This is a genomic window from Pseudomonas baetica, assembly GCF_051216495.1.
Taxonomy (GTDB): domain Bacteria; phylum Pseudomonadota; class Gammaproteobacteria; order Pseudomonadales; family Pseudomonadaceae; genus Aquipseudomonas; species Aquipseudomonas baetica_B.
Map to the genome: position 1 here is coordinate 55,726 of NZ_JBPKAM010000012.1, position 19,213 is coordinate 74,938.

The window sequence follows — 19,213 nt, forward strand, 5'->3', positions numbered from 1 at the left end:
AGCCTGGTTGGTCTAATATCGCAGCAGGGACCTTTAGCATTTTCACCAGTCGAAGTGGTACGCCACTCACGAATGGTCAAGACATCAAGATGACGAGAATTTATGCAGAATAATCTCACCTCCCAGCATATCTCGACGACCGGTCGTGTACGTGGCGAGCAAAAAAACCAACGTCCGGTGGTGATATGGCTGACCGGTCTCAGTGGATCGGGGAAATCTTCCCTGGCAGATGCGCTTGAACAACGACTCGTAAGTAAGGGATGCCACACTTATCTGCTGGATGGTGACAATGTCCGGATGGGGTTGTGCAAGGACCTTGGCTTCGATGATCGTGATCGCGAAGAAAACATCCGGCGAGTTGCTGAAGTGGCGAATCTGTTTGTCGATGCGGGGCTCATTGTCATCACCTCTTTTATCTCTCCATTCCACCGTGATCGCGCGCTTGCGCGTAGCGTGATAGGTGATGAGTCCTTTATTGAGGTTTACGTCGATACACCGCTCAGAGAGTGTGAACGACGTGATCCCAAAGGTCTTTACAGCAAAGCGCGACAGGGGTTAATCAAAAATTTTACAGGCATTGATTCGCCCTACGAGCCTCCTGCGTCTCCACAGATAACAATAGATACTCTGACTCACTCGATAGATGACGGTGTGGATACTGTTATAGCCTATTTAAAACAATGGAATGCCAATTGAAACGGTTAGTCATCATTGGTTCGGGTTTTAGTGGGGCGGTGACAGCTATCGAGTTTCTCAAGCGAGCGCCAAAGGGATCTCAACTTACCATTATCAATCGTTCAGGAAAGATGGCGCGTGGACTGGCTTATGGCACAAACAGCTCTGATCATTTGTTAAATGTACCGGCGGGCAATATGTCCGCACTTGTGGATGACCCGGATTCCTTTCTTGCTTTTTGTAGACGGTCTGATCCAGATATTCACTCAGGCAGCTTCGTTTCGCGGAAAATTTATGGCACTTATCTGAGCGAGTTGCTGAATAAGGCTGAAGTGGAGTCTGACGTACAGTGCTCGCGTATAGCCGGTGAGGTTCTTTCGATTCAACCCGCAGATACAGGGGCGATAGTAGACATTCATTCGGGAGAGCGAATTGTTGCCGATCACATCGTATTGGCGTTTGGCAATTTCTCCCCTGCCACGCCCCAAGGATTGCAACTGCTCGATTGCTGCTCCGCCTATATCGAGGATCCGTGGTCCACTACAGCAAAGCTGGTGTCCCATAAAGCGCCGCGCGTTCTTTTGATCGGGACTGGTTTGACCGCAGTCGACACTTTGATCTCCATGCGTCGGTCATACCCGGCTGCCAAAGTAACAATGGTTTCCCGTCGAGGCTTATTGCCGACAGCGCACCGAGACAAGATGCCTGTCCCGGGATTTTCGACGACTATCTGCGCAGATTTGCTCGCCAGCGCTCCATCAGTATCCCAATATTTGAATGTGGTCCGTCGGGAGGTGGCCCGTTCTCCAGAGCATTGGCGCGAAGTTGTAGCCTCACTCAGGCCGATAACATCCGAGCTGTGGGAGCGTTTGCCGCTTGATGAGCGCAAACGCTTTTTGCGCCACGTTCAGCCGCATTGGGATATCTATCGGCATCGAGTGGCGCCTCAGACTTTTCGTATTTATCAGGAGGCGCTTACGGGGTCCAGTGTTAGCTCGATCGCTGGCCGGATTTTATCGATTGATCATGAAGAGGAGTGTGTCTCTGTACGAATCAAGGCAAGAGGCACCGAGAATGTTGTTGAATGTAAGTTCGATCAGGTTATTAACTGCACGGGTCCATGCACGGACATTGGTAAAATCACTGACGATTTCATATCCTTCTTATCGAAAGAAGCAATAATCTGTGCTGATGCGTTGAGTCTCGGAATCAACGTTGATAAAGACTATGCGGTTGTCGATCGTTCCGGGGTAAGTCTGTCTTGGCTAAGTTATATAGGTCCGATGCTCAAGGCTCAATTATGGGAAGCCACCGCTGTTCCTGAGCTTCGTCAGCATGCTCGTGCATTGGCTATTAAAATTGTAAAAAAATTCGCGCGAATTTGATCGGATTCGAATTAGTCAGTTTTTAGGTATTAGCCAATCATGTCAAAGCCCTCAACCGTACAATACGGTTGAGGGCTTTTGAGTTTAGGGTTTCAGCTAACCTGGTTTATAAGCTAGCGGCAGGGTTGATATATTCAGGCCCCTTGCCATCAAGGAAGCGCTTGACCAAGTCGGCGTACTCTCCGTTGGTGATGTCTCGTACGGTTTGGTATGCGCGAATTTCTATGCCGTCGCCCATCGGGAAGGTTTCGTGAGTAGCCTTAACGGCTGCGCCGATTCCCGTTCCCGTAATCATATCTTTCTGGACGATTTCCAGAGTAGATTGCTGGCCGGTGGTCATGTGGGTCTGGAAGGGGACACCGACCAGAAATATTTCACATTGTCTAATGATGGGCGATGGAGGGCCGTTGACACTGTCTACTTGTCCCAGCTGAATGAGTCGCTGGTCGTAACTGCGTTTAGCGACATTTGGTGCTATTTGCCAAAGCTCATTAAAAACCCCTTGGTTGATAGTGGCGCTGGAAGCGATCAGACAAAATTTCTTGTTCACGTTGTCTGGTAAAGCAAGCCAGTCTGACACTTCTTTGAAGCCTCCCGCATACTTCTGATGTTGTGGCATCCAGTCTTCATAATAGGCAAAGGGGGTTACCTCGAACTCCTTCTGCTTGGATAGGGTTGTCACCACACTTCCTATTACCAGTAACAACGTCAGGCAGATTGGAGCCACCGGACCAAACCGCCGGGCCAGCAGAATGACAAGCCCTGCTAGTAACGTTCCCAATAATGGCATCAGCAGGAAAAAGTGGTGACGTCCAGGGCTTTGAACGTGGAGAAATAGGATACAGGCAATACATGTAGATAGAGTAAGAAGGAATAAAAGATTCTTGGATCTCCCTTGGAGATATAATAATAAGGCACCGGCGGCGCATAGTGACGGGACGATGTAGCCAAATACGTCTCCAAAAAGCTTAGCGTCATAACCGAGCGATTTCTGATAAGACGAATACAGAGTGGAGTAGTCATGCTGACCAAAGTCTTGTGACCAGACAAATATAATCCAGCTCAAGAATGGTATCGCGGCAAAAGCCATCAGCACAGCGGCGCTTACAGCGCGGAATGCCACTACTTTTCGAGCAGTTTGACCACGTATCATCTCGATCAGTATCAACACGGATATGGAGAAAGCGATCCCCGCAGCAGCAAATACATACCAGCGTCTAAAAATAAACATCAAACTGAAAAGCACGCCAAGACTAATGCTGGTTCGCAACAGTGTCTTCGATACTCCTCGGGAGGAAGTCTCGTCGTCTTCTCTTTTAATAGTGTCAATTAAGGTAGAGGCGTTCAAAAGTGCGGCAATAAATATAATCGCACCACCTATGTCCGGCATCAAGAAAAGTGTTGTCCCGAAGAAGATAGGTAGTCCGATAAACACTGTGAGGCTTGCAAAAACCCAGCCGTTTTGTACCGATTTGTAATTTATTTCTAGGGGGCTGCCCTCAACAAGCCTTTTCGCCATGTAGGCAACCATTACATAGGCAGGAAAGGCATAGAGTACTGTTATGGTGAGCGAGTAGTTCAGTCGGGTCGGGTATCCTGTTACGAGACTCAATAGGGCTGGCAGCACCGAAGGTAGCATTGAGTAATCTGTGGCGTAAGATGAAGAGAACACACCTACAGCTTGGGCCCAAGCGCCTGCTTTGAAGAGTTCGTACAGTGTTTCAGTCTTTTCCCAATAGTTTCGGAAATCCCAGAAAAATACGTACGAAGTCTTGCTTTCGGACCAAAAGGCTACAAGCATCAAGCAGGCGAGTACCAGCCCGCAATAGAGTACGGTTTGCGACGAGGTGGCTCTCAGACGGATCGATGTTCCTGAGTTCAAAGCTATAAAATTTAGGATCAGGAACAGCCCAACGACAAAGAAACCAGTACACACGAGTATCACTTTTCCGATCTGCTCGGCGTAGGTATGCCAACTCCAGACCTGAAATCCAACAAGTGTGGAGTCGTAATTAGGTGTACTCCCTGGTGGCCCCCATCCGATTGCAACTTTTATTGATGCAATGCCGGTATCCATCTTTACAACTTTCTCGATCCACTTATCTTTGAGGAAGCTTTCTTGGGGGATCAAGAGGTTCTTTGAGTAACCAAGGTTGCCGCTTTCGTCAAAGGCATTCAATTCGACGGAAATGCCATCACTCTCAGTCGGGATTCCATTGGTTTGGAATAAAGCGTGCGGTGGCTTGGCGAACAGTAGCTTAATTTTTTCTGGTTTGGAACTGAATTTGGCCTCCAGAGAGTTCAGCACAACCGCAGTTCCGTAGGCGGGATGCATGTCATAGCCTTTGATCGCACGACCCCAAACGCTAATGCTTGAAGGTTTTACACTGTCTGTTTGCGTGCCGTTCGAGTAGTGGGTCGCAGCATAATCGGCAGATGCAACCTCTATTTTGGAGGTAGTATATAAACCTAAGCCCAAGGCAAGTGTGGCGCCAAGCAGCCAGTACCTCAGGGCGCCAATTTCTCGCAGCGGTTGGCGGATCAAGAAAAATGCCAGGATGAAAATGCCGATGACGAGACCGGTACTAATCACTCGCATACCATAGGGCAATGCAGCCAGTGCTTGGTAAAACGTGACCGCCACCGGCCCCAGGAGCAAGGCTCCAATCACTACGGATATCATCAGAGATGACTTACTGAGCATTGTCGAATTCCATTATCTTGATTTTGCTGTGCAAGTTGACATTCAAGTCGCAGCAGTCATGCTGCACGGCGTGCATAACGCTCATTCAGTTCGGTTATTGACTGTTACTCTTGGAGGCCAAGGTGGGTGAGAATACATAGAAGCGCGTCAAGGCATACATTGCGAAGGTGTAAACGAACGCTGCGAAAATTTGAGCTGGTATTGCGGTTAGCTCGAACTTATCCAGTGCAATGTGCAAAACAATAAAATTTAGGGCAAAAGCGATTAGGAATGCAATCAGATAGCGCACACTTTCCTTTACGAAACTGCCATTACTCCGGAACACAATCTTTTTGGATAATACAAAACCCAGTAAGAAGCCGGCGGCATATCCCGAAATGTTGGCAATCGAAGGCGATAGCCCTACCCACATTGCCAGGAATATGACGGCAAACCCCACCAAGGTGTTAAAAGCGCCGCTTCCTATATAACGCCCGAGATAGCTCGACTCAACCCGCCATCTGGACATAGTACTGAGCTCCCAATGGCAGGCGTTTAAGGTAAGGTTCTAGTTTACGCAGGAAGGCTAGTTGTTTCGGGAAGAACAACGTGTAGGAATGTTCCTCTGAGGCGTACCCTGCACGGCGTGCCATTTCGAGAGCCGTGCTCAGATTCAACATCTCGGCATCGGCATCGAATGGGCAGCGTTCGAAAATCCAGCGCGTCAGGGGGTTGTAGGGGTTATGTTCAAACATGAACATTTGCCCTTCGGCACTGAGGGCTTTTCGGCACAGTATCAGTGCTGGCAAACGTTCGGAGACTGGAATGTGATGGAAAACATTGGCGGCAATGATAGCGTCAAATTGTATGTCTCCCAGAGTTGACCAATCTGAAAACAGGGTGGCTTCCGGTAGTTGACTTGAGGCTACTTTCAACGATTCTGGAGAAACGTCGTAGCCCCATATTTCGCTATTCGGGAAATAATTCTTCAAAAACACCAAGCTTCTGCCAGCACCGCAACCAAAGTCGAGGATGCGAGTGATTTTTTTTCCTTGCAGACGCGAAGCCATCAACGCGATTTTGTATTCGGCAAAGTAAGTGTCTTCATTCAACGCATCGGGGATGGTTTCACCAAGAACCTGGTTGTATTCGCCCGCGAACTTATCAAACTCGGGTTTGTTCATGTAATCCCGCTCCTTGCCAAGTAGTGCTACCGATAATGAATTGCTGTTTGCGGTTTAATTTCAAATAGGTTCTGCCAAGATATTCCCCCACCATCCCAATGCATAAGGTTTGAACGCCGCCGATAAAAAGCATTACAGCGATCAGTGAGGCCCATCCTGGTGGGTATTCAGGGTGTAGTGTTTTTGCCACAATCACAAAAATACCGGTTACCAGGCTGAGAGCTGCCAGAGTAAATCCCAGGTAGGTTGCTATACGCAAAGGCAGAATCGAGAAGCTTGTGGCCATCTTCAACCAAAGCGATAGCAGTCGGCGAAAATTATAGTTGCTTTCACCTTCGTGCCGTGCGAGGTGGACGATATCGATGGCCGTAATGGACTGAGTGACATCCAGGATCAGTCCGTCTATGTAGGCATAAGGACCATCGTATTTGATGATATCTTCGACGATTTCTCGTCGCATTGCTTTGAATGAAGAAAGGTAAAGGCCTTTAGGCTTGTCCAGTAGCAGCGAGGCAACATAGTCATTGAAGCGGCTGCCAGCCTTTTTCCACCAGGCATGCTGCCGATTCAGGTATCGGGTGTAACAGACGTCATAGCCTCCTTCAAGTGCTCGTATCATTTCTCCGAGCGCGCCGGGAGGGTGCTGAAGATCATCATCCATGATCGCAACAAATTGACCGCGAACATGATTCAGTCCTGCCATGATGGCGTTGTGTTGCCCGGCGTTTTTTCGCAGGTTGATGCCGCGGATAAAATCATGGGTCATAGCGAGAGACTGAATGACCGCCCAGCTGTTGTCGGGACCAGCGTCATTTACAAGGATTAGTTCGAAGGAGCCTGACAGCCCTTCTTTAACCATAGCTTCATGTGTTTGTTGAACCAGCGTTGGTAAAATAGCGGCGCTTCGGTACACCGGCACAACGATAGAAAACTTTATGTATTTATCTTCAATGATCATCATACTAAGTTATCAGTCTCATTTTGATTTTTTGAAAGCCTAAGGTTTTTTTCCTCGACTGATGCTACAAACTTTCGACTCGGATGCTGTCAGATCTCTGAATTGCCTTTCGCATTTCTGTCAGGTGCTCGGCTCAGTCTTCAGATTCTGGGTCAAGGGTGTCGGATCTGCTCAGCATACCCGCTGCGAGTCTGGGAATCTGTACCTCAGAAGCTGTGTCATTAGCGCCGGAAGGGTAGGGGCTGGACAATATCTCCTGAAGCTTTTGAGTCATTTTGTCCCCTTCCTCGGCCCAGGAGGCGGATGCCGCAAATGCAAAAGCGTTCTCCTTGAGCTTTTGCGACAATTCAGGGGACAACAATACTTTTTCCAATGCGCTTGCCAATGAGTCGATTGTTGGTTCTGCCAACATCGCGACATCGTCGTTAAGAAGCCATTCTGTGTACTCTGCTCGGTTACTCACAACAGGTACACCACATGCCATGATCTCGAGAGGTAAAAGCGACAGGTTTGTTAGTGATAATACAAGCGCGGCATCACAAGAGCTGTACAGCTTAGCAAGTTGGTCGGGGTTCTGCAGCCCGGCGTGATCGCAGGAAAATGGAAACTCGTAGTGGTGCACGTCCCATCCAGCCATCACCACGGTTATATTCGGAATGCGTTGCGCAAGCTCGGCCAGTACCAGTACACCAAGGTCAAAAGCCCGTCTCGCTGTCGGTGGCCGGACATAAAAGAAGACGCGTTTGGCGGCGCCTTTATTAGCATTAGCGTGGGGCTTGTAGAGCGCTCTATCATAGGAAAAACCAAGTGCTGTAGCCTGCATGCCGAACTGATCGTTCAGCAGGTTGGACAACCAGCTTCCAGCCGTGAACCCATGAAAGCCAAACCGATAGGTTTGCTCCGCCAGCGCATATTCGGTACCGGCGGGATAGAACCAAGGCTCATAATCCTGAACAAAATAGCATTTATGAGTTTTTGCACTAATGTTGTTCAGCGCGTACGCGGTTTGCCACGAGGTTGCAATGGACACCGCGGCGGAGGGGATAGACGCGTCGATATAATAGACGTCAATGTTGTCGAGTTTGAACCACTCTAAAATCGTCGACTTTACTTTAGTGACGGAAACGCCACTGTTTTCTTCGACGATGATCACCCGATTGGTGAATCCCAGATTTCCGAGGTGTCGCATAAACCTGAAAATATTCAGGTGTCCACCAGAGCCTTTACCAATCGGCGGGATGTACCAGTTGATGGTTTTTTCTGCGTTGATCAGATCTGTGTCCGGCTGTTGAATGGAGGGAGCAAACTTCAAGAACCGGTAGGCATTCACAACGTCAGGTTTAGTAAATAACGATCGGGAACTTTTAAGGCGGCGCGACAATATATTGATGAAAGAAGATAAGCCTTCCTGTCTTATGTGGATCAAAGATTTTTTGACTTGGGCTGCAAATAAGTGAGCGTTCACAGTTAACGTTTCACCCGTTTGAGTTTTTTGTCACGAGAACAAAATGCGATCAACGCCGGGCAATCGAAACCCCCGCGGGTTCCCAACCAGCCACCTGATACTCGCATAAAGTTGTCAATGGGCATTTTTATCGCGGGCAGTATCAACTTCCAACCCTCCGTGGGCAGGTGTTGTCGTAACAATTGAAGATCCCTCAGCGTCAGGCCGAGCCAATTTCTCAGCAGGACAATAAATCCCTTTGGCTGGTCATAATGGAAAAGGTCGTCCAGAGCCATACTTTCGTCAAAGCTGCGCTGAAAACGCTCCCAAAGACCATAATTGTGAGAGTGATAAACTGCGGCATCGCGACTGTAGGCCTTCTTGAAACCTGCTTCTATGATGATGCGTGCCCATGCCTGATCTTCGGAAAAGTCTACTTCCGGATAAGGGTAGCTTTCCCAGACCGAGCGCCGTATCAGGGCGTTGTTGTCGGAGAAAAAATACAGAAACTGTTGGTAACTGGCGTCACGACGATACCGCTCCGGATCGGTCAATTGAGCCACGGATTGTGATTCGAAGCCTGCAAAATGCTGTACCAGCTCTTCGCGAGTAAAAATAGAAGCATCGTCATAGGCGACGTGTCTACCGAAAACGCCGGCAATTTGTTCATCAGCTTCGATTTCAGCCACCAAGGTACGCAACCATGTGTTTGCAACTGGCTGCGCATCTTGGGTGATCATGGCGATGTACTCGCCTTTGGCACTCTGGATTGCTGCGTTACGAGTGCGTCCGTGCTGAAAATCTGCTGGTTCGAGCTTGATGATGCGAACAGCTGAGTTTTCTTGTGCAATGGGCAGAGTTTCATCACTCGATCCGGAATCAATTACGATAACTTCGAAAGACCACTCCGTTTGTTGCTCCAAAACAGCATTCAAGACTGACCTGAAGCGATTTCCACCATTTTTTGTCGGGATGACGACTGACACTTTGATACCGGAAGCGTCCATCATTTGCCCATTGTTCTCTTCATCCAGGCAGTGGTCAGCTTCAACCCGTCATCCAGGCCGACCTTGGGTGTCCAATTCAGCTCTCTGCCGGCCAATGCGTTGTCCAGCACACTCACAGGCACGTCGTAAGGTCGGCCTGGAAGGTATTCTTTGGTGATCTTTCCATCGACCACTGTCTCGATTCGCTCAATCAACTCATTAATGCTGACGCCGGTGCCGGAACTGATGTTGAAGACGCTGTAAGGGCCTTCATACTTCAGGGACAAAGCGAACGCTTCGGCGACATCCGAAACATAGATATAGTCGCGGGTTACGCTGCCGTCCCCCCAGATCTGTATAGACTCGTTTTTAAGCGCACGGCTTAGGAACACCCCGACTGCGCCTTGGGCAGTTTCGACACGTTGCCGCTCGCCATAGGGATTGGTCACTCGTAGCACCGTAGCATTTATGCCATGCAGGTGCTGATACATCAGCAGGAATTTTTCGATCGCCAGCTTGGTAATGCCATACGACACCTGAGGTTCGGTTGGATGAAGTTCGTCGACCGGTAAATAGGTAGGGGGGCCGTAGACTGTTCCGCCGGAGGAAATGAATACGATCCGGGAGACCTGCTTTGCAACCATGGCATTTAGTATTTGGAGGGTGCCAACCAGATTGCTCTGCACATCGTAAATGGGGTCGTCGTTGGATGACTTGGGCAGAGTGGTTGAGACCAAATGCAGCACCGCATCCATGCCATCCAGCGCCTCACTGACATCGTGGTAGCTCATCAGGTCGCCGGTAATCCATTCAACGGATTCACTGTTGGAGAATTTTCGGTAAGGTTCGACTCTTGGGCGCTCGAAGACGCGCAATGCGTGACCATCAGCCAGGAGGCGATCCACGATAGCTGAGCCAATGAAACCACCGCCGCCAAAAATTAAAATTTTCATTTTATCTCGTGATGTTCTGAACATTAGTTAATGAGATCTCGTAACCTTGGGATATCACTACAGTTGGGAACAGCCTTTCTAGTGCGTGCAGGATACTACCGTCGTAGGGGAGGGGTTCCTTGGGGTAGTCATCCCACGTCAGTCCTAACGTGGAAAACGGCTTGAGACTTTCAGTGCGAGCCCAAAACATCGTACCGATGGGGAACACGATACTCGAGGGTAGAGAGGGCAGGCTTAACTTCGCAGAAAAAAGCTCCGCATATGGTTGGTTGGCATCCCAACCGACCACGTTCGGGTCGTCGGCAAAAACCAAACCGATTCTCGTGTTTTCAATCATCTTTGCCAAAATCACATCGGCCATTGGATGCGTCTTGCCCAGTAGGTTTTCCAGCAGAAAATTGTACCAGATCTGTCCTACCTCAGGATCCTTGTAGTCTTTGGTCTTTTTGGTATGAAGGTGGCCGACAATCTCGTAATCAGTCAGGTGCCGCTGACCGAATGCACTGAGGAATGGACCGATATCCCTTCCTTTATTCGGTACGATCTCAATGGCCTCTACATTGCCTTTATATCGTAGGCAGCTGGCTTGTACATCCTTCCTGACCTGCTCATTGGGAACACTGAGAAAGAGATCCGGATGTGTTTTGTTGTTGCTCAGGCATTCAAGTATCTGATCAAAAAGATCAGGGTAGTAAATGTGCACGTGAAGTGCAATTTTGGTCTTCGAAGGTTGGGTTGTGATGGCCGTATTTGGTGTAATTACGTCATGTAGCCAAGGTCCGGCAGGCTGATCGTGTTGCAGGTAGCAGGCAAGTGGATCCTGGTTTTTTCGATAGTCGTTAAATTGATCGGCAAATATCCCAGGGTGAAGGCCTGGAAATAATTTACGCTTCCCCACGCCGCTAGCCCAGGCTCTGACATAGAGCCTCACTGTTTCGAAGCGAGAGCCACCTCTCAAATGGTGGGCCACGAAGTCTTCTCTCAAGACGCTGGAATTGTTGATGGTCGCTGTATCCAGTTTTTCCTGAGTCGCGCGTGCCAATGCCAAATCCGCAATCAGACCCAATTCCTGCAAGTAGGTATCCATCGAGAAGACGTGTAGAGCATTCTCTTTCAAAATGGAACTGGTGCGACTCATCGTTTCAGGGTCACGAAGCAGAGTGATCAACTTGTCTGCCAGTTCTGGTACATGCAGGTAGCGAGCTATGCAGACTTCGCCAAGGCCGCATTGATTCAGAAAGTCGACTGCTCCGGTCGTGCGCTCGAAACAGAGAACGGGAACGCCCAGGCACATGGCATCGATAGCGACATTGGGCAGGGGATCAAGCCGTGATGTAATCAAAACGATGGAAGCATGTTCGTAGGCTACATCGATAGCAGGTGTTTCCGGGAGGAAAGTCACATGATCTTCAAGTCCTGCTCGCAGGATCTGATCATACAGATAGGCTGAATACTGGACATCTTGTTCAGGGTCATAGCCTTTACCTACCCAGACAAAGTGCATGTTCTCTATCTCTCCGCGCTCAAGCACCCTTTGTGCGCAGTCAATAAAGAGATCTACACCTTTGCGCAGTTGGATCATTCCTGCCCCGAGAACAATTTTTTTTCCGTTTCCTTTCAGGCGTCGGAACACCAATTGCAGTTGTTCCGCTGCTCTCAAGTATTCAAGATCATCGGCTTCGCCAAAGGTCACTTCACAGCGCCCTTGGGGCAGGATGTGCACCGGACGCTCTTTCAGCGAGGGAAGCTCTTTGGTCGCGCTCTGATGAATCACTGTTGACGAAAAAACAACCTCTGTCGACCAGAACATCATGTCGATGAAAGCTGATTTTGGTCTAGTGTAAGCGGCGAATTCGTGAATAAGGCTGATGGTCGGGATAAAGTTGATGGCAAGGCCAGGCAGTACAACGCGTGACTCGATACTGTTAATTAAGGCGAATTTAATAGTCGCTAATTCACAGAGTCTGTCCATTAGTATGCGAGCATGATCCGGACTCGCACGAAGGCCATTTGAATTTATTACGATGGCGCCAGATTTATGGAAATCCTCCAGTAGTTCTCCGGCGCCAAGTACCAATGCAATAACGTTATATCGAGGTTGTAGCATCATAACGAGATTGAGGCTCAAAATTGGCGCACCAGTACGTGACGCCTCGTGACTAACCACCAAGACTGTTTCCTTTGAAGGATCCAGCAGGGCAATATCGTCAGCGTTTTCCAGCATTGGTGAATGCCCTATGCGGCCTTCATGACGGCCATGAAACACATAATGACGGTAGGGATCGATTCCCATTGCTTCAATGTCCGGATATTGGGCGAGGTAAAAGTCCGGATCAAATTGGATTGTCGCACGGTTTATAAAAATATACGTTCGCGCGTATAAATTTTTAAGTACGCGGCTTGCTAGTCGTTTCATGCGACCAGCGATGCGGCGTATTAAGTTTCTGTTGGGTTGGCTCATGAAAATTCGACTGTGCTCAGTTAATAAGTAATGCCCGGAACCACAGTGGTGGCAATGCTTTTACCATGGCTATGGCAAGCTTGAGCCAGCAGGCGGGCAAGGATCCTTTCTTGCGCTCCAGCAGTCAGTTTTAGATCTTTTAATGTTGATTTCCAGCGGTCAGTATAGTTGAGCAGTCCGTCCAGAATCGTAGTTGTAGCCCAGAACGATCCATTCACTGGAAACGCAAGGTGCCGGGATGCGGGGGGGGGGAGACCAATCGATTCGCACAGATTAGACATTAGAGTGGCGTCATTAACATTGTCATGAACATTAGGGTCATCAGGAAAAACTAGCCCCAGATCCATGTCTGAAATTACGCTGCTCAAGCGACCAACAATTATCTCCAGTGAGTCCTTCTTACCGCCTATCATGTTCTCGATAAGGTACTGTTGATAGATGGCGCGGTCGCTGAAATCTATGTCGATGGGGTCGGCGCTCAAGTTGATATGGGCGATCGCAGCGTAGTTTTGATAAGGAATAGTCGCCAGGTGTGTGAAGATCGAAAATAATGGCCGATTCTCGCTCACCAGTACACTTAGCGTAGAGTATTGCTCTTTATGTAGGTATTGCTTCATAGTGAAAGCGGCCAACTCATCGGGGACAAGAACAACCAGATCGACAGTGGCTGTTTTTTTCGAGAGCAGCCTGATGATTTGCTCGATTGATTCGGTGGAGTGTAGGCTGATAAACATCAACGATTTGCTGTCAGCACTGATTCTGAAGTCTCCTTCCCACGAAAGGTTCTGCCAACTCCATGGCCCCTCGGGCTGGCCTGATCTCAGAAAGTGTGCTAGCGGGTCCTGAGTCCCTATTGCCGCGGCATTCATATCTTGGTAGAAGCTCGGATCGAACCCAGGGAACAACTTGCGCCGCAACACGCCGCGTGCCCATGAGCGTACATATCGACGAATGGCCTCAGTAGGCCCAGAAAATTGCACATTTGCCGGGGGGTAGTAACCGAAATCAACAACACCAGCTTGTTCTATCGCTGCAGCATCTGCCTGCTCCTGACGGGACGATGTTGCATTTCCCTCTGTAAGTGCGAGTAGTCGCTCGATGTAGCTGGACATATTGAATTCGCGTGCAGCCAGTGCTCGGGCTTGCTCTCCGACCTGGTCGCGGGCTTCTTGTGATGAGGCTAGTCGAATGAGTTTATTGGCCATGCTATTGGTGTCGAGGTAAGGTGCGACGCACTCTTCCTGAAGACCATTGCGTTTAAGAATGTCGGCAATGCCTGTTGTCTTGTCGAAACATAGGACCGGCAGGCCACGTACCATGGCGTCAATAGCGACGTTGGGCAATGGGTCCAGCCGGGAGCTCATTAGCATCATGTCGCTCAAGGCGTAGACATGTTCAATGGCAGCAGTTTCGGAGATAACCGTGAATCGTTCCCCAATGCCAGCACGCTGAATTTGATCATGGAGGTAAACGGAGTAGTGAGTATCTTGCTCCGGATTGTAGTTATTGCCAATCCAAACAAAACGGCACTTATGGCCTATTGGCGAGTTAAGGACGCGGGTCGCGCATTCGATAAAGAGGTCTACACCCTTGCGGATCTGAACCCAGCCAGCCCCTAGAATAACAATCGTGTCATCCTCAGGCCCATCAGGACGCATTAACGCTTGCAATACTGCCTTCTCTGCTTCGAGGCGAGTAGGGTCGTGTGCCTCACCTGGAACAATACTTTTGCCTTGGGACAAGACAGGGAGTTGGCGCTCAGTCAGTTCTGGCAGTACAAATGCGGCGCTTTCGAGTGTAACGTCAGCGGAAAAAACAGTTTGGTTTGCCCACAGTATTGCATTCTGGATGGCCGTACGTGGTCTGGTATATACCGCAAACTCGTGTATCAAACTGATTGACGGGATGTAACGGTCAGCCAAGGGCTTGAGAGCGACATAGGATTCCAGGCTGTTCACGATTGCAAACTGAAAAGAATACTTATCGAGGAACTCGCCCATTACCCATTCAGCGTTGATTGGTTTATGGCGAAGATCCACTGGGCCGGCGACGATCGCGCCTGCATCGATAAAGGACTTTTCTAGAGGCCCCCCACCAAACAATAGCGCAACCACATTAAACTGCGAGGTAAGGTATTGAACTATGTTCAGGCTAAGAATAGGAGCGCCTGTTCTCGAGGCCTCGTGACTGATTACAAGAATTGTAGGTTTGTCAGTAGGTAGCGATTCGATCGATCGACTCAATGCAATGGATGGGACACTGCCAAGACGGCCCTCTTTCCGTCCATGATCTAGGAAGTGGCGCTCCGGATCCACACCAGATTCGACTATATCCGGGTACATGGCCCGGTAAAAGTCAGCGTTGAATGCGGCAGTTGTTTCCCGGGATAATTTATCTTCCCGCACGAGCAGCTCATCAGCAATGACCTGTTTTTTGTCTGTTGGTGAGTGTTGAGTCGAAGTTATGGACTGTGCAGAGCCCAGTCGCCCCTCTTGAATACCATAGGATAAATAGTGCAATGCAGCTGGTATGCCAGATTTTTTGACGTCGGGGTATATCCCTAGGTAGTAGTTCTCGTCAAAACTTTCGCCATTCTTGAGAGTAATCGAAGGTACACGTTTTTTCATGCCTAGCAGATAGATCAGTCGCCAGGTTTTTGTGTTAAAGAAGCGTGCCCAAGAGTTGGACAGTGTCTGTATCTGTGTTTGTTTTTGGTCAATTTCGTGAATTAACTGTTCCTCAAGCAGAAGTTGCTTTTTCAGATTTGCTTCGGAAGCAGCCAGCGAGGACTCTAGTTTTTCGATATGGCTCGTAAAAAGGATTTCTGAGGTTTTCCAGGCGTCTCGCTGTATCACTTGTTGTTTGTGTTGAGTGTCAATGTCTGCAAGTTTTAACTTCAGGTGAATATTTTCATCAGTCAGTTTAGTAATAGTGGAGTCATTTTGAACTGATTTTTCACCGCTTTTTACAGCTTGCAATGATGAAAGGTTTTCGTGCAATACCTGAATGGTGCTATCTTTTTCCGCTAACAAAGTTTCAAAATTGGTGGCGGTTTTTTCGGCTTCAAATTTCAGGGTCGTGATTATAGCTTCAAGTCCCCGATTCTTGGCGAAGAGACTTTGTGTTTCGGTAATAGGTGTGCTATTTGTCGCTTCAGTCTCGGTCATTAACGCATGGGCCTGCGCTTTCAAGGAAATATTTTCCAGGTTGACACTGGTCAGGGACTTTAATGCAGCTTGAAGATGCTCGTTGCTTGAATGCAATGCCACGTGGAGCTCATGGATTTTTTGGGACTCATCCTCGATAGTTCTCTCTAGGCTTGCGATAAGCTCTAGTGTTGGCAGCATACCTTTAAGCTCGGAAAGCATGGGTTTGAGGCGATATTCAAAGGCTTCATTATTAATAGCGATTTTGTCCTGCGCGCACTCATTGAGGAGCACATAAGCGTCGGCAAGAAGTTTTGGTTTAATCTGGCCATTGAGTAGCTCGCTTTCGGATTGTTGGGCGTGGCGCAATCCGGGGTCCAGAAACTCATTGATGTACGTCGATAGCTCATCTTCGAATGGAGTTGGGAGATCAAGTGCTGATGAGATGCGGGAAATTTCCTTGCGTGGATTTCCCAGTAAGTTATCGTAACTTACGACCAATCGTTTTTCGGCAGTTGTGTAAGAGATCGCTAGAAGCATATGTTCGAGCCAAAGAAGATAGGACTTCAGGCTTACAAACTGATTGCGGTGGGCAAGAGATTTGGCAACATTCAACGGGTTTCGCAGGGCGATGACATAGCTGATGTTGAATTCGAGTTCTTTCAACAGTTTCTGCCAGAAAGGCAATAGTCGTGGGATCCGTGGGTCTTTCATGCCCCACATAGGAGTGTTAGCCGTTTTATCGGTGATAAGAGTCTTGGCTTCTTGATAAATTTCTTCGATGACGGCGTCGTCATTCAAGTCGAAATCCAAAACGCCAACTCTATCATAGGCAGAACCTATGCGACTTAGCAGTTTGTTATTGATGGCGATGACGTCCCTGTCCTCCCAAAAACCGGTTGGATTGTCTACACCGGCGGGGTGCAAGGTGTTGCCCAGTCCGACGCCCATAGTGCTGAGCGCGCGCGTAAGTGCACTAGTCCCACTGCGATGCATGCCCAGAACAATAATGATTCTCTTAGTGGTCATAAGGTTATTGTCCTTGAACAAATTTCAATGTCGGAGAGCAGTGAAAGTCAACCAGGCTAGTCGCTAAGCAGTCGGATTCGGTCATCACACGAAATGCTGCAGCATCTAGTGCGCGATGCAAGAAAGTTTCAGTATCATTCGCCAAGCCAGTCACTCCAGCATTGAGGAAGTAAAGGCCTGAGGTCAGATTGCACGTAAATTTGAATTGCACTTCTATGGTTTTTCCATTGTCAACAATAGCTATCGATTCGCCTATGTTTGCAGCAGACATTGCCCCGCCCAACTCTGCGCCACTGACTGTTTTGATCAGCATGCTGAAGCGCACGCGCTCACAGTCTCTGGAGAAATCCACTGCATACCGGTACAAGTAGCTACGACCTCTAACCAGGTTATTTACTCTGATGCCGGATTCGGTAAAAACACCCGGATCCCGGATTCGCGCGCCGTGATCCTGATATTCGATTGTGCTGTCCGGCTTGAGATTTGGATCATAACTTTCGTCCATATCGGGAGCGGTCTGTGTCGATTCGGTGTCGTCCGTATCTGTATCGTTATCCGACTCAGGTAAGCTGGCAGTGCTCAGATCGCCATCAATGATTTGCTGGCGAATGATTGCTCGCTGATCAGAAGCGGCGTAGAGCATCCTTTGGTAGTTGCCCACTACTTGCTTGGGTGATCCTTCGGTTAATTTATCGCCGCTATCGAGCAGTATGGCACGATCGCATAGCTCCACGATTGCGCTGCCCGCGTGGGAAACGAAGAGGATGGTTGCGCCTTTTTGGCGAATTGCTTCAATTCTCGAAAAGCATTTTCGTTGGAATAGTTCGTCGCCTACAGAGAGTGCCTCGTCGACGATTAGGATTTCCGGGTCAGCATTGATAGCTACTGCGAATGCCAGGCGCACCGCCATGCCGCTCGAATAGGACTTAACCTGTTGGTCTATGAAGTCACCGATATCTGCGAAGGCTTCAATTTCTGCAAACCGGTCATCAATTTCCTGGCGGGTTAGACCTAATATCGTGCCGTTTAGATAAATATTTTCCCGACCGGTAAAGTCTGGATTGAATCCTGAGCCCAGTTCTAGCAGAGCGGCAATCCGGCCATTAACCTGTACCTCACCTTCTGAAGCTGTCAGTGTTCCGCAGATGATCTGCAATAAGGTGGATTTGCCGGATCCGTTTTTGCCGATGATGCCAACAGTCTCACCGCGCGATACTTCGAAGTTGATGTTTTTGAGGGCCCAGAACTCTCGATAGTATTTGACATTTGAGCCATTATATCGATTTTTAATAGGCGCCAGAATCAGTTGCTGTAGGCGTTGACGGGGGCGTTCGTAAATGTGAAAGCACTTGCTCAAATTTTCAACACGAATTGCCAGTAATGGAGCAGGCGTCAGTGTCCCGGACTCGTCTATGGTAATTATTTCAGAGGACATCAGCGAAACCCGATCTTGTTTTCTGGAACCACGCATACCCAGCAGCGGCAACGATTAGTGAAATAATCAAATAAACTCCCAATCCCACGAAGTCAGGCATTCGCCCCCAAACCAGAACTTCCCTCATCTGTTCAATGATAAAAGTCAATGGATTGAGCAGAATAATGGTCTGGTACTGTTGAGGCAATGAATGTAATGGGAAGAAAACCGGTGAAAGAAATAGCATGACTGTAGTGATGATGCCGGTGGTCTGGCCCACATCCTGCAGATAGACCCCCAGGGATGCCAGAACCCATGAGAGTCCCAGCGTCAGGATGATCAGCGGTAGGATCACGATCGGAGCCAGGAGAGTACTCAAGTGGGGAGGCCCCTGAAATATTACATACGCCAGAAGTAGGACGGCCAAGCTTACCAGGCTATGAAACAGGGCAGCCCCAAGAGTTACGATTGGCAAGATTTCTAGAGGAAAGACTACTTTTTTTACGTAATTAACGTTGCTTAACACGATGCCAGGAGAGCGGTTTATTACTTCCGCGAACACAGCATGGACGATCAGGCCGGTAAATAGCATGATGGCGAACATAGTTTTGCTTTCTTCGGCACCAGGAGGTGCAATACCCCAGCGCGACTTGAAGACGACGGAAAATACAAAGGTATAAACGCTCAACATCATAAGGGGGTTGAGGAATGACCAGAGCAATCCCAGTACCGATCCCCGATAGCGACCAACAACTTCACGCTTGGTCATCTGGAAAATGAGATGCCGGTGCAAGACTAAGTTTTTGGAAAGGTAATACAGGTTGGACGTCTTTTGTGGAGCACTCATTAAAATACCCAGGCGAATGAAAATGATAGGGCGATGGAACCTGAACAG

Annotated in this window: 13 protein-coding genes; 2 read left to right on the plus strand and 11 right to left on the minus strand. The window is 48.8% G+C overall.

The window, feature by feature from the left end:
• Positions 1–102 precede the first annotated feature (102 nt).
• Together cysC and ACSFE6_RS07160 are read left to right on the plus strand one after the other, a co-directional pair.
• On the plus strand, positions 103–696 hold the full coding sequence (gene cysC, locus ACSFE6_RS07155; protein ID WP_435426939.1) for an adenylyl-sulfate kinase: 594 nt from the start codon (positions 103–105) through the stop codon (positions 694–696).
• Entirely contained in the window at positions 693–2,060 is a 1,368-nt protein-coding gene (locus ACSFE6_RS07160) for an FAD/NAD(P)-binding protein (RefSeq protein ID WP_435426940.1), read from the plus strand. Before cysC ends, ACSFE6_RS07160 begins: the two co-directional genes overlap by 4 nt.
• A 106-nt stretch (positions 2,061–2,166) precedes the next feature.
• Here ACSFE6_RS07160 and ACSFE6_RS07165 read toward each other — a convergent pair whose 3' ends face one another.
• The 11 genes from ACSFE6_RS07165 to ACSFE6_RS07215 form a co-directional block, all read right to left on the minus strand.
• Positions 2,167–4,764, minus strand: a complete 2,598-nt coding sequence (locus ACSFE6_RS07165) for a hypothetical protein (protein ID WP_435426941.1) — start codon at positions 4,762–4,764, stop codon at positions 2,167–2,169.
• Positions 4,765–4,858: 94 nt separating this feature from the next.
• Positions 4,859–5,272: a GtrA family protein gene (locus ACSFE6_RS07170; protein WP_435426942.1), complete on the minus strand. Its 414-nt coding sequence runs from the start codon at positions 5,270–5,272 to the stop codon at positions 4,859–4,861.
• Positions 5,253–5,927, minus strand: coding sequence for a class I SAM-dependent methyltransferase (locus ACSFE6_RS07175; RefSeq protein WP_435426943.1), 675 nt, complete (start codon positions 5,925–5,927; stop codon positions 5,253–5,255). Before ACSFE6_RS07175 ends, ACSFE6_RS07170 begins: the two co-directional genes overlap by 20 nt.
• The gene (locus ACSFE6_RS07180; RefSeq protein WP_435426944.1) at positions 5,908–6,888 is read right to left on the minus strand and encodes a glycosyltransferase family 2 protein; all 981 of its coding nucleotides are present in this window, start codon (positions 6,886–6,888) and stop codon (positions 5,908–5,910) included. The genes ACSFE6_RS07175 and ACSFE6_RS07180 overlap by 20 nt, the downstream gene beginning before the upstream one ends.
• A gap of 130 nt (positions 6,889–7,018) precedes the next feature.
• Positions 7,019–8,350: a rhamnosyltransferase WsaF family glycosyltransferase gene (locus ACSFE6_RS07185; RefSeq protein ID WP_435426945.1), complete on the minus strand. Its 1,332-nt coding sequence runs from the start codon at positions 8,348–8,350 to the stop codon at positions 7,019–7,021.
• A gap of 2 nt (positions 8,351–8,352) precedes the next feature.
• Positions 8,353–9,339 (minus strand): glycosyltransferase family 2 protein, encoded by a 987-nt coding sequence (locus ACSFE6_RS07190; RefSeq protein WP_435426946.1) that lies wholly within the window; start codon positions 9,337–9,339, stop codon positions 8,353–8,355.
• A complete protein-coding gene (locus ACSFE6_RS07195) occupies positions 9,336–10,268 on the minus strand; it encodes an NAD-dependent epimerase/dehydratase family protein (RefSeq protein WP_435426947.1) in 933 nt (310 codons plus the stop codon). Before ACSFE6_RS07195 ends, ACSFE6_RS07190 begins: the two co-directional genes overlap by 4 nt.
• Position 10,269: 1 nt before the next feature.
• A complete protein-coding gene (locus ACSFE6_RS07200) occupies positions 10,270–12,729 on the minus strand; it encodes a rhamnan synthesis F family protein (RefSeq protein WP_435426948.1) in 2,460 nt (819 codons plus the stop codon).
• A gap of 20 nt (positions 12,730–12,749) precedes the next feature.
• A complete protein-coding gene (locus ACSFE6_RS07205) occupies positions 12,750–16,904 on the minus strand; it encodes a glycosyltransferase (RefSeq protein WP_435426949.1) in 4,155 nt (1,384 codons plus the stop codon).
• Between the two features lie 4 nt (positions 16,905–16,908).
• Entirely contained in the window at positions 16,909–18,339 is a 1,431-nt protein-coding gene (locus ACSFE6_RS07210; protein WP_435426950.1) for an ABC transporter ATP-binding protein, read from the minus strand.
• The gene (locus ACSFE6_RS07215) at positions 18,329–19,165 is read right to left on the minus strand and encodes an ABC transporter permease (protein ID WP_435426951.1); all 837 of its coding nucleotides are present in this window, start codon (positions 19,163–19,165) and stop codon (positions 18,329–18,331) included. Before ACSFE6_RS07215 ends, ACSFE6_RS07210 begins: the two co-directional genes overlap by 11 nt.
• Positions 19,166–19,213: the final 48 nt, after the last annotated feature.

Bases quoted from the DNA above. Each gene is read 5' to 3' on its own strand.
- cysC (WP_435426939.1), top strand. From the start codon at position 103: ATGCAGAATAATCTCACCTCCCAGCATATCTCGACGACCGGTCGTGTA.
- ACSFE6_RS07165 (WP_435426941.1), bottom strand. From the start codon at position 4,764: ATGCTCAGTAAGTCATCTCTGATGATATCCGTAGTGATTGGAGCCTTG.
- ACSFE6_RS07170 (WP_435426942.1), bottom strand. From the start codon at position 5,272: ATGTCCAGATGGCGGGTTGAGTCGAGCTATCTCGGGCGTTATATAGGA.
- ACSFE6_RS07175 (WP_435426943.1), bottom strand. From the start codon at position 5,927: ATGAACAAACCCGAGTTTGATAAGTTCGCGGGCGAATACAACCAGGTT.
- ACSFE6_RS07180 (WP_435426944.1), bottom strand. From the start codon at position 6,888: ATGATGATCATTGAAGATAAATACATAAAGTTTTCTATCGTTGTGCCG.
- ACSFE6_RS07190 (WP_435426946.1), bottom strand. From the start codon at position 9,339: ATGATGGACGCTTCCGGTATCAAAGTGTCAGTCGTCATCCCGACAAAA.
- ACSFE6_RS07195 (WP_435426947.1), bottom strand. From the start codon at position 10,268: ATGAAAATTTTAATTTTTGGCGGCGGTGGTTTCATTGGCTCAGCTATC.
- ACSFE6_RS07200 (WP_435426948.1), bottom strand. From the start codon at position 12,729: ATGAGCCAACCCAACAGAAACTTAATACGCCGCATCGCTGGTCGCATG.
- ACSFE6_RS07205 (WP_435426949.1), bottom strand. From the start codon at position 16,904: ATGACCACTAAGAGAATCATTATTGTTCTGGGCATGCATCGCAGTGGG.
- ACSFE6_RS07210 (WP_435426950.1), bottom strand. From the start codon at position 18,339: ATGTCCTCTGAAATAATTACCATAGACGAGTCCGGGACACTGACGCCT.
- ACSFE6_RS07215 (WP_435426951.1), bottom strand. From the start codon at position 19,165: ATGAGTGCTCCACAAAAGACGTCCAACCTGTATTACCTTTCCAAAAAC.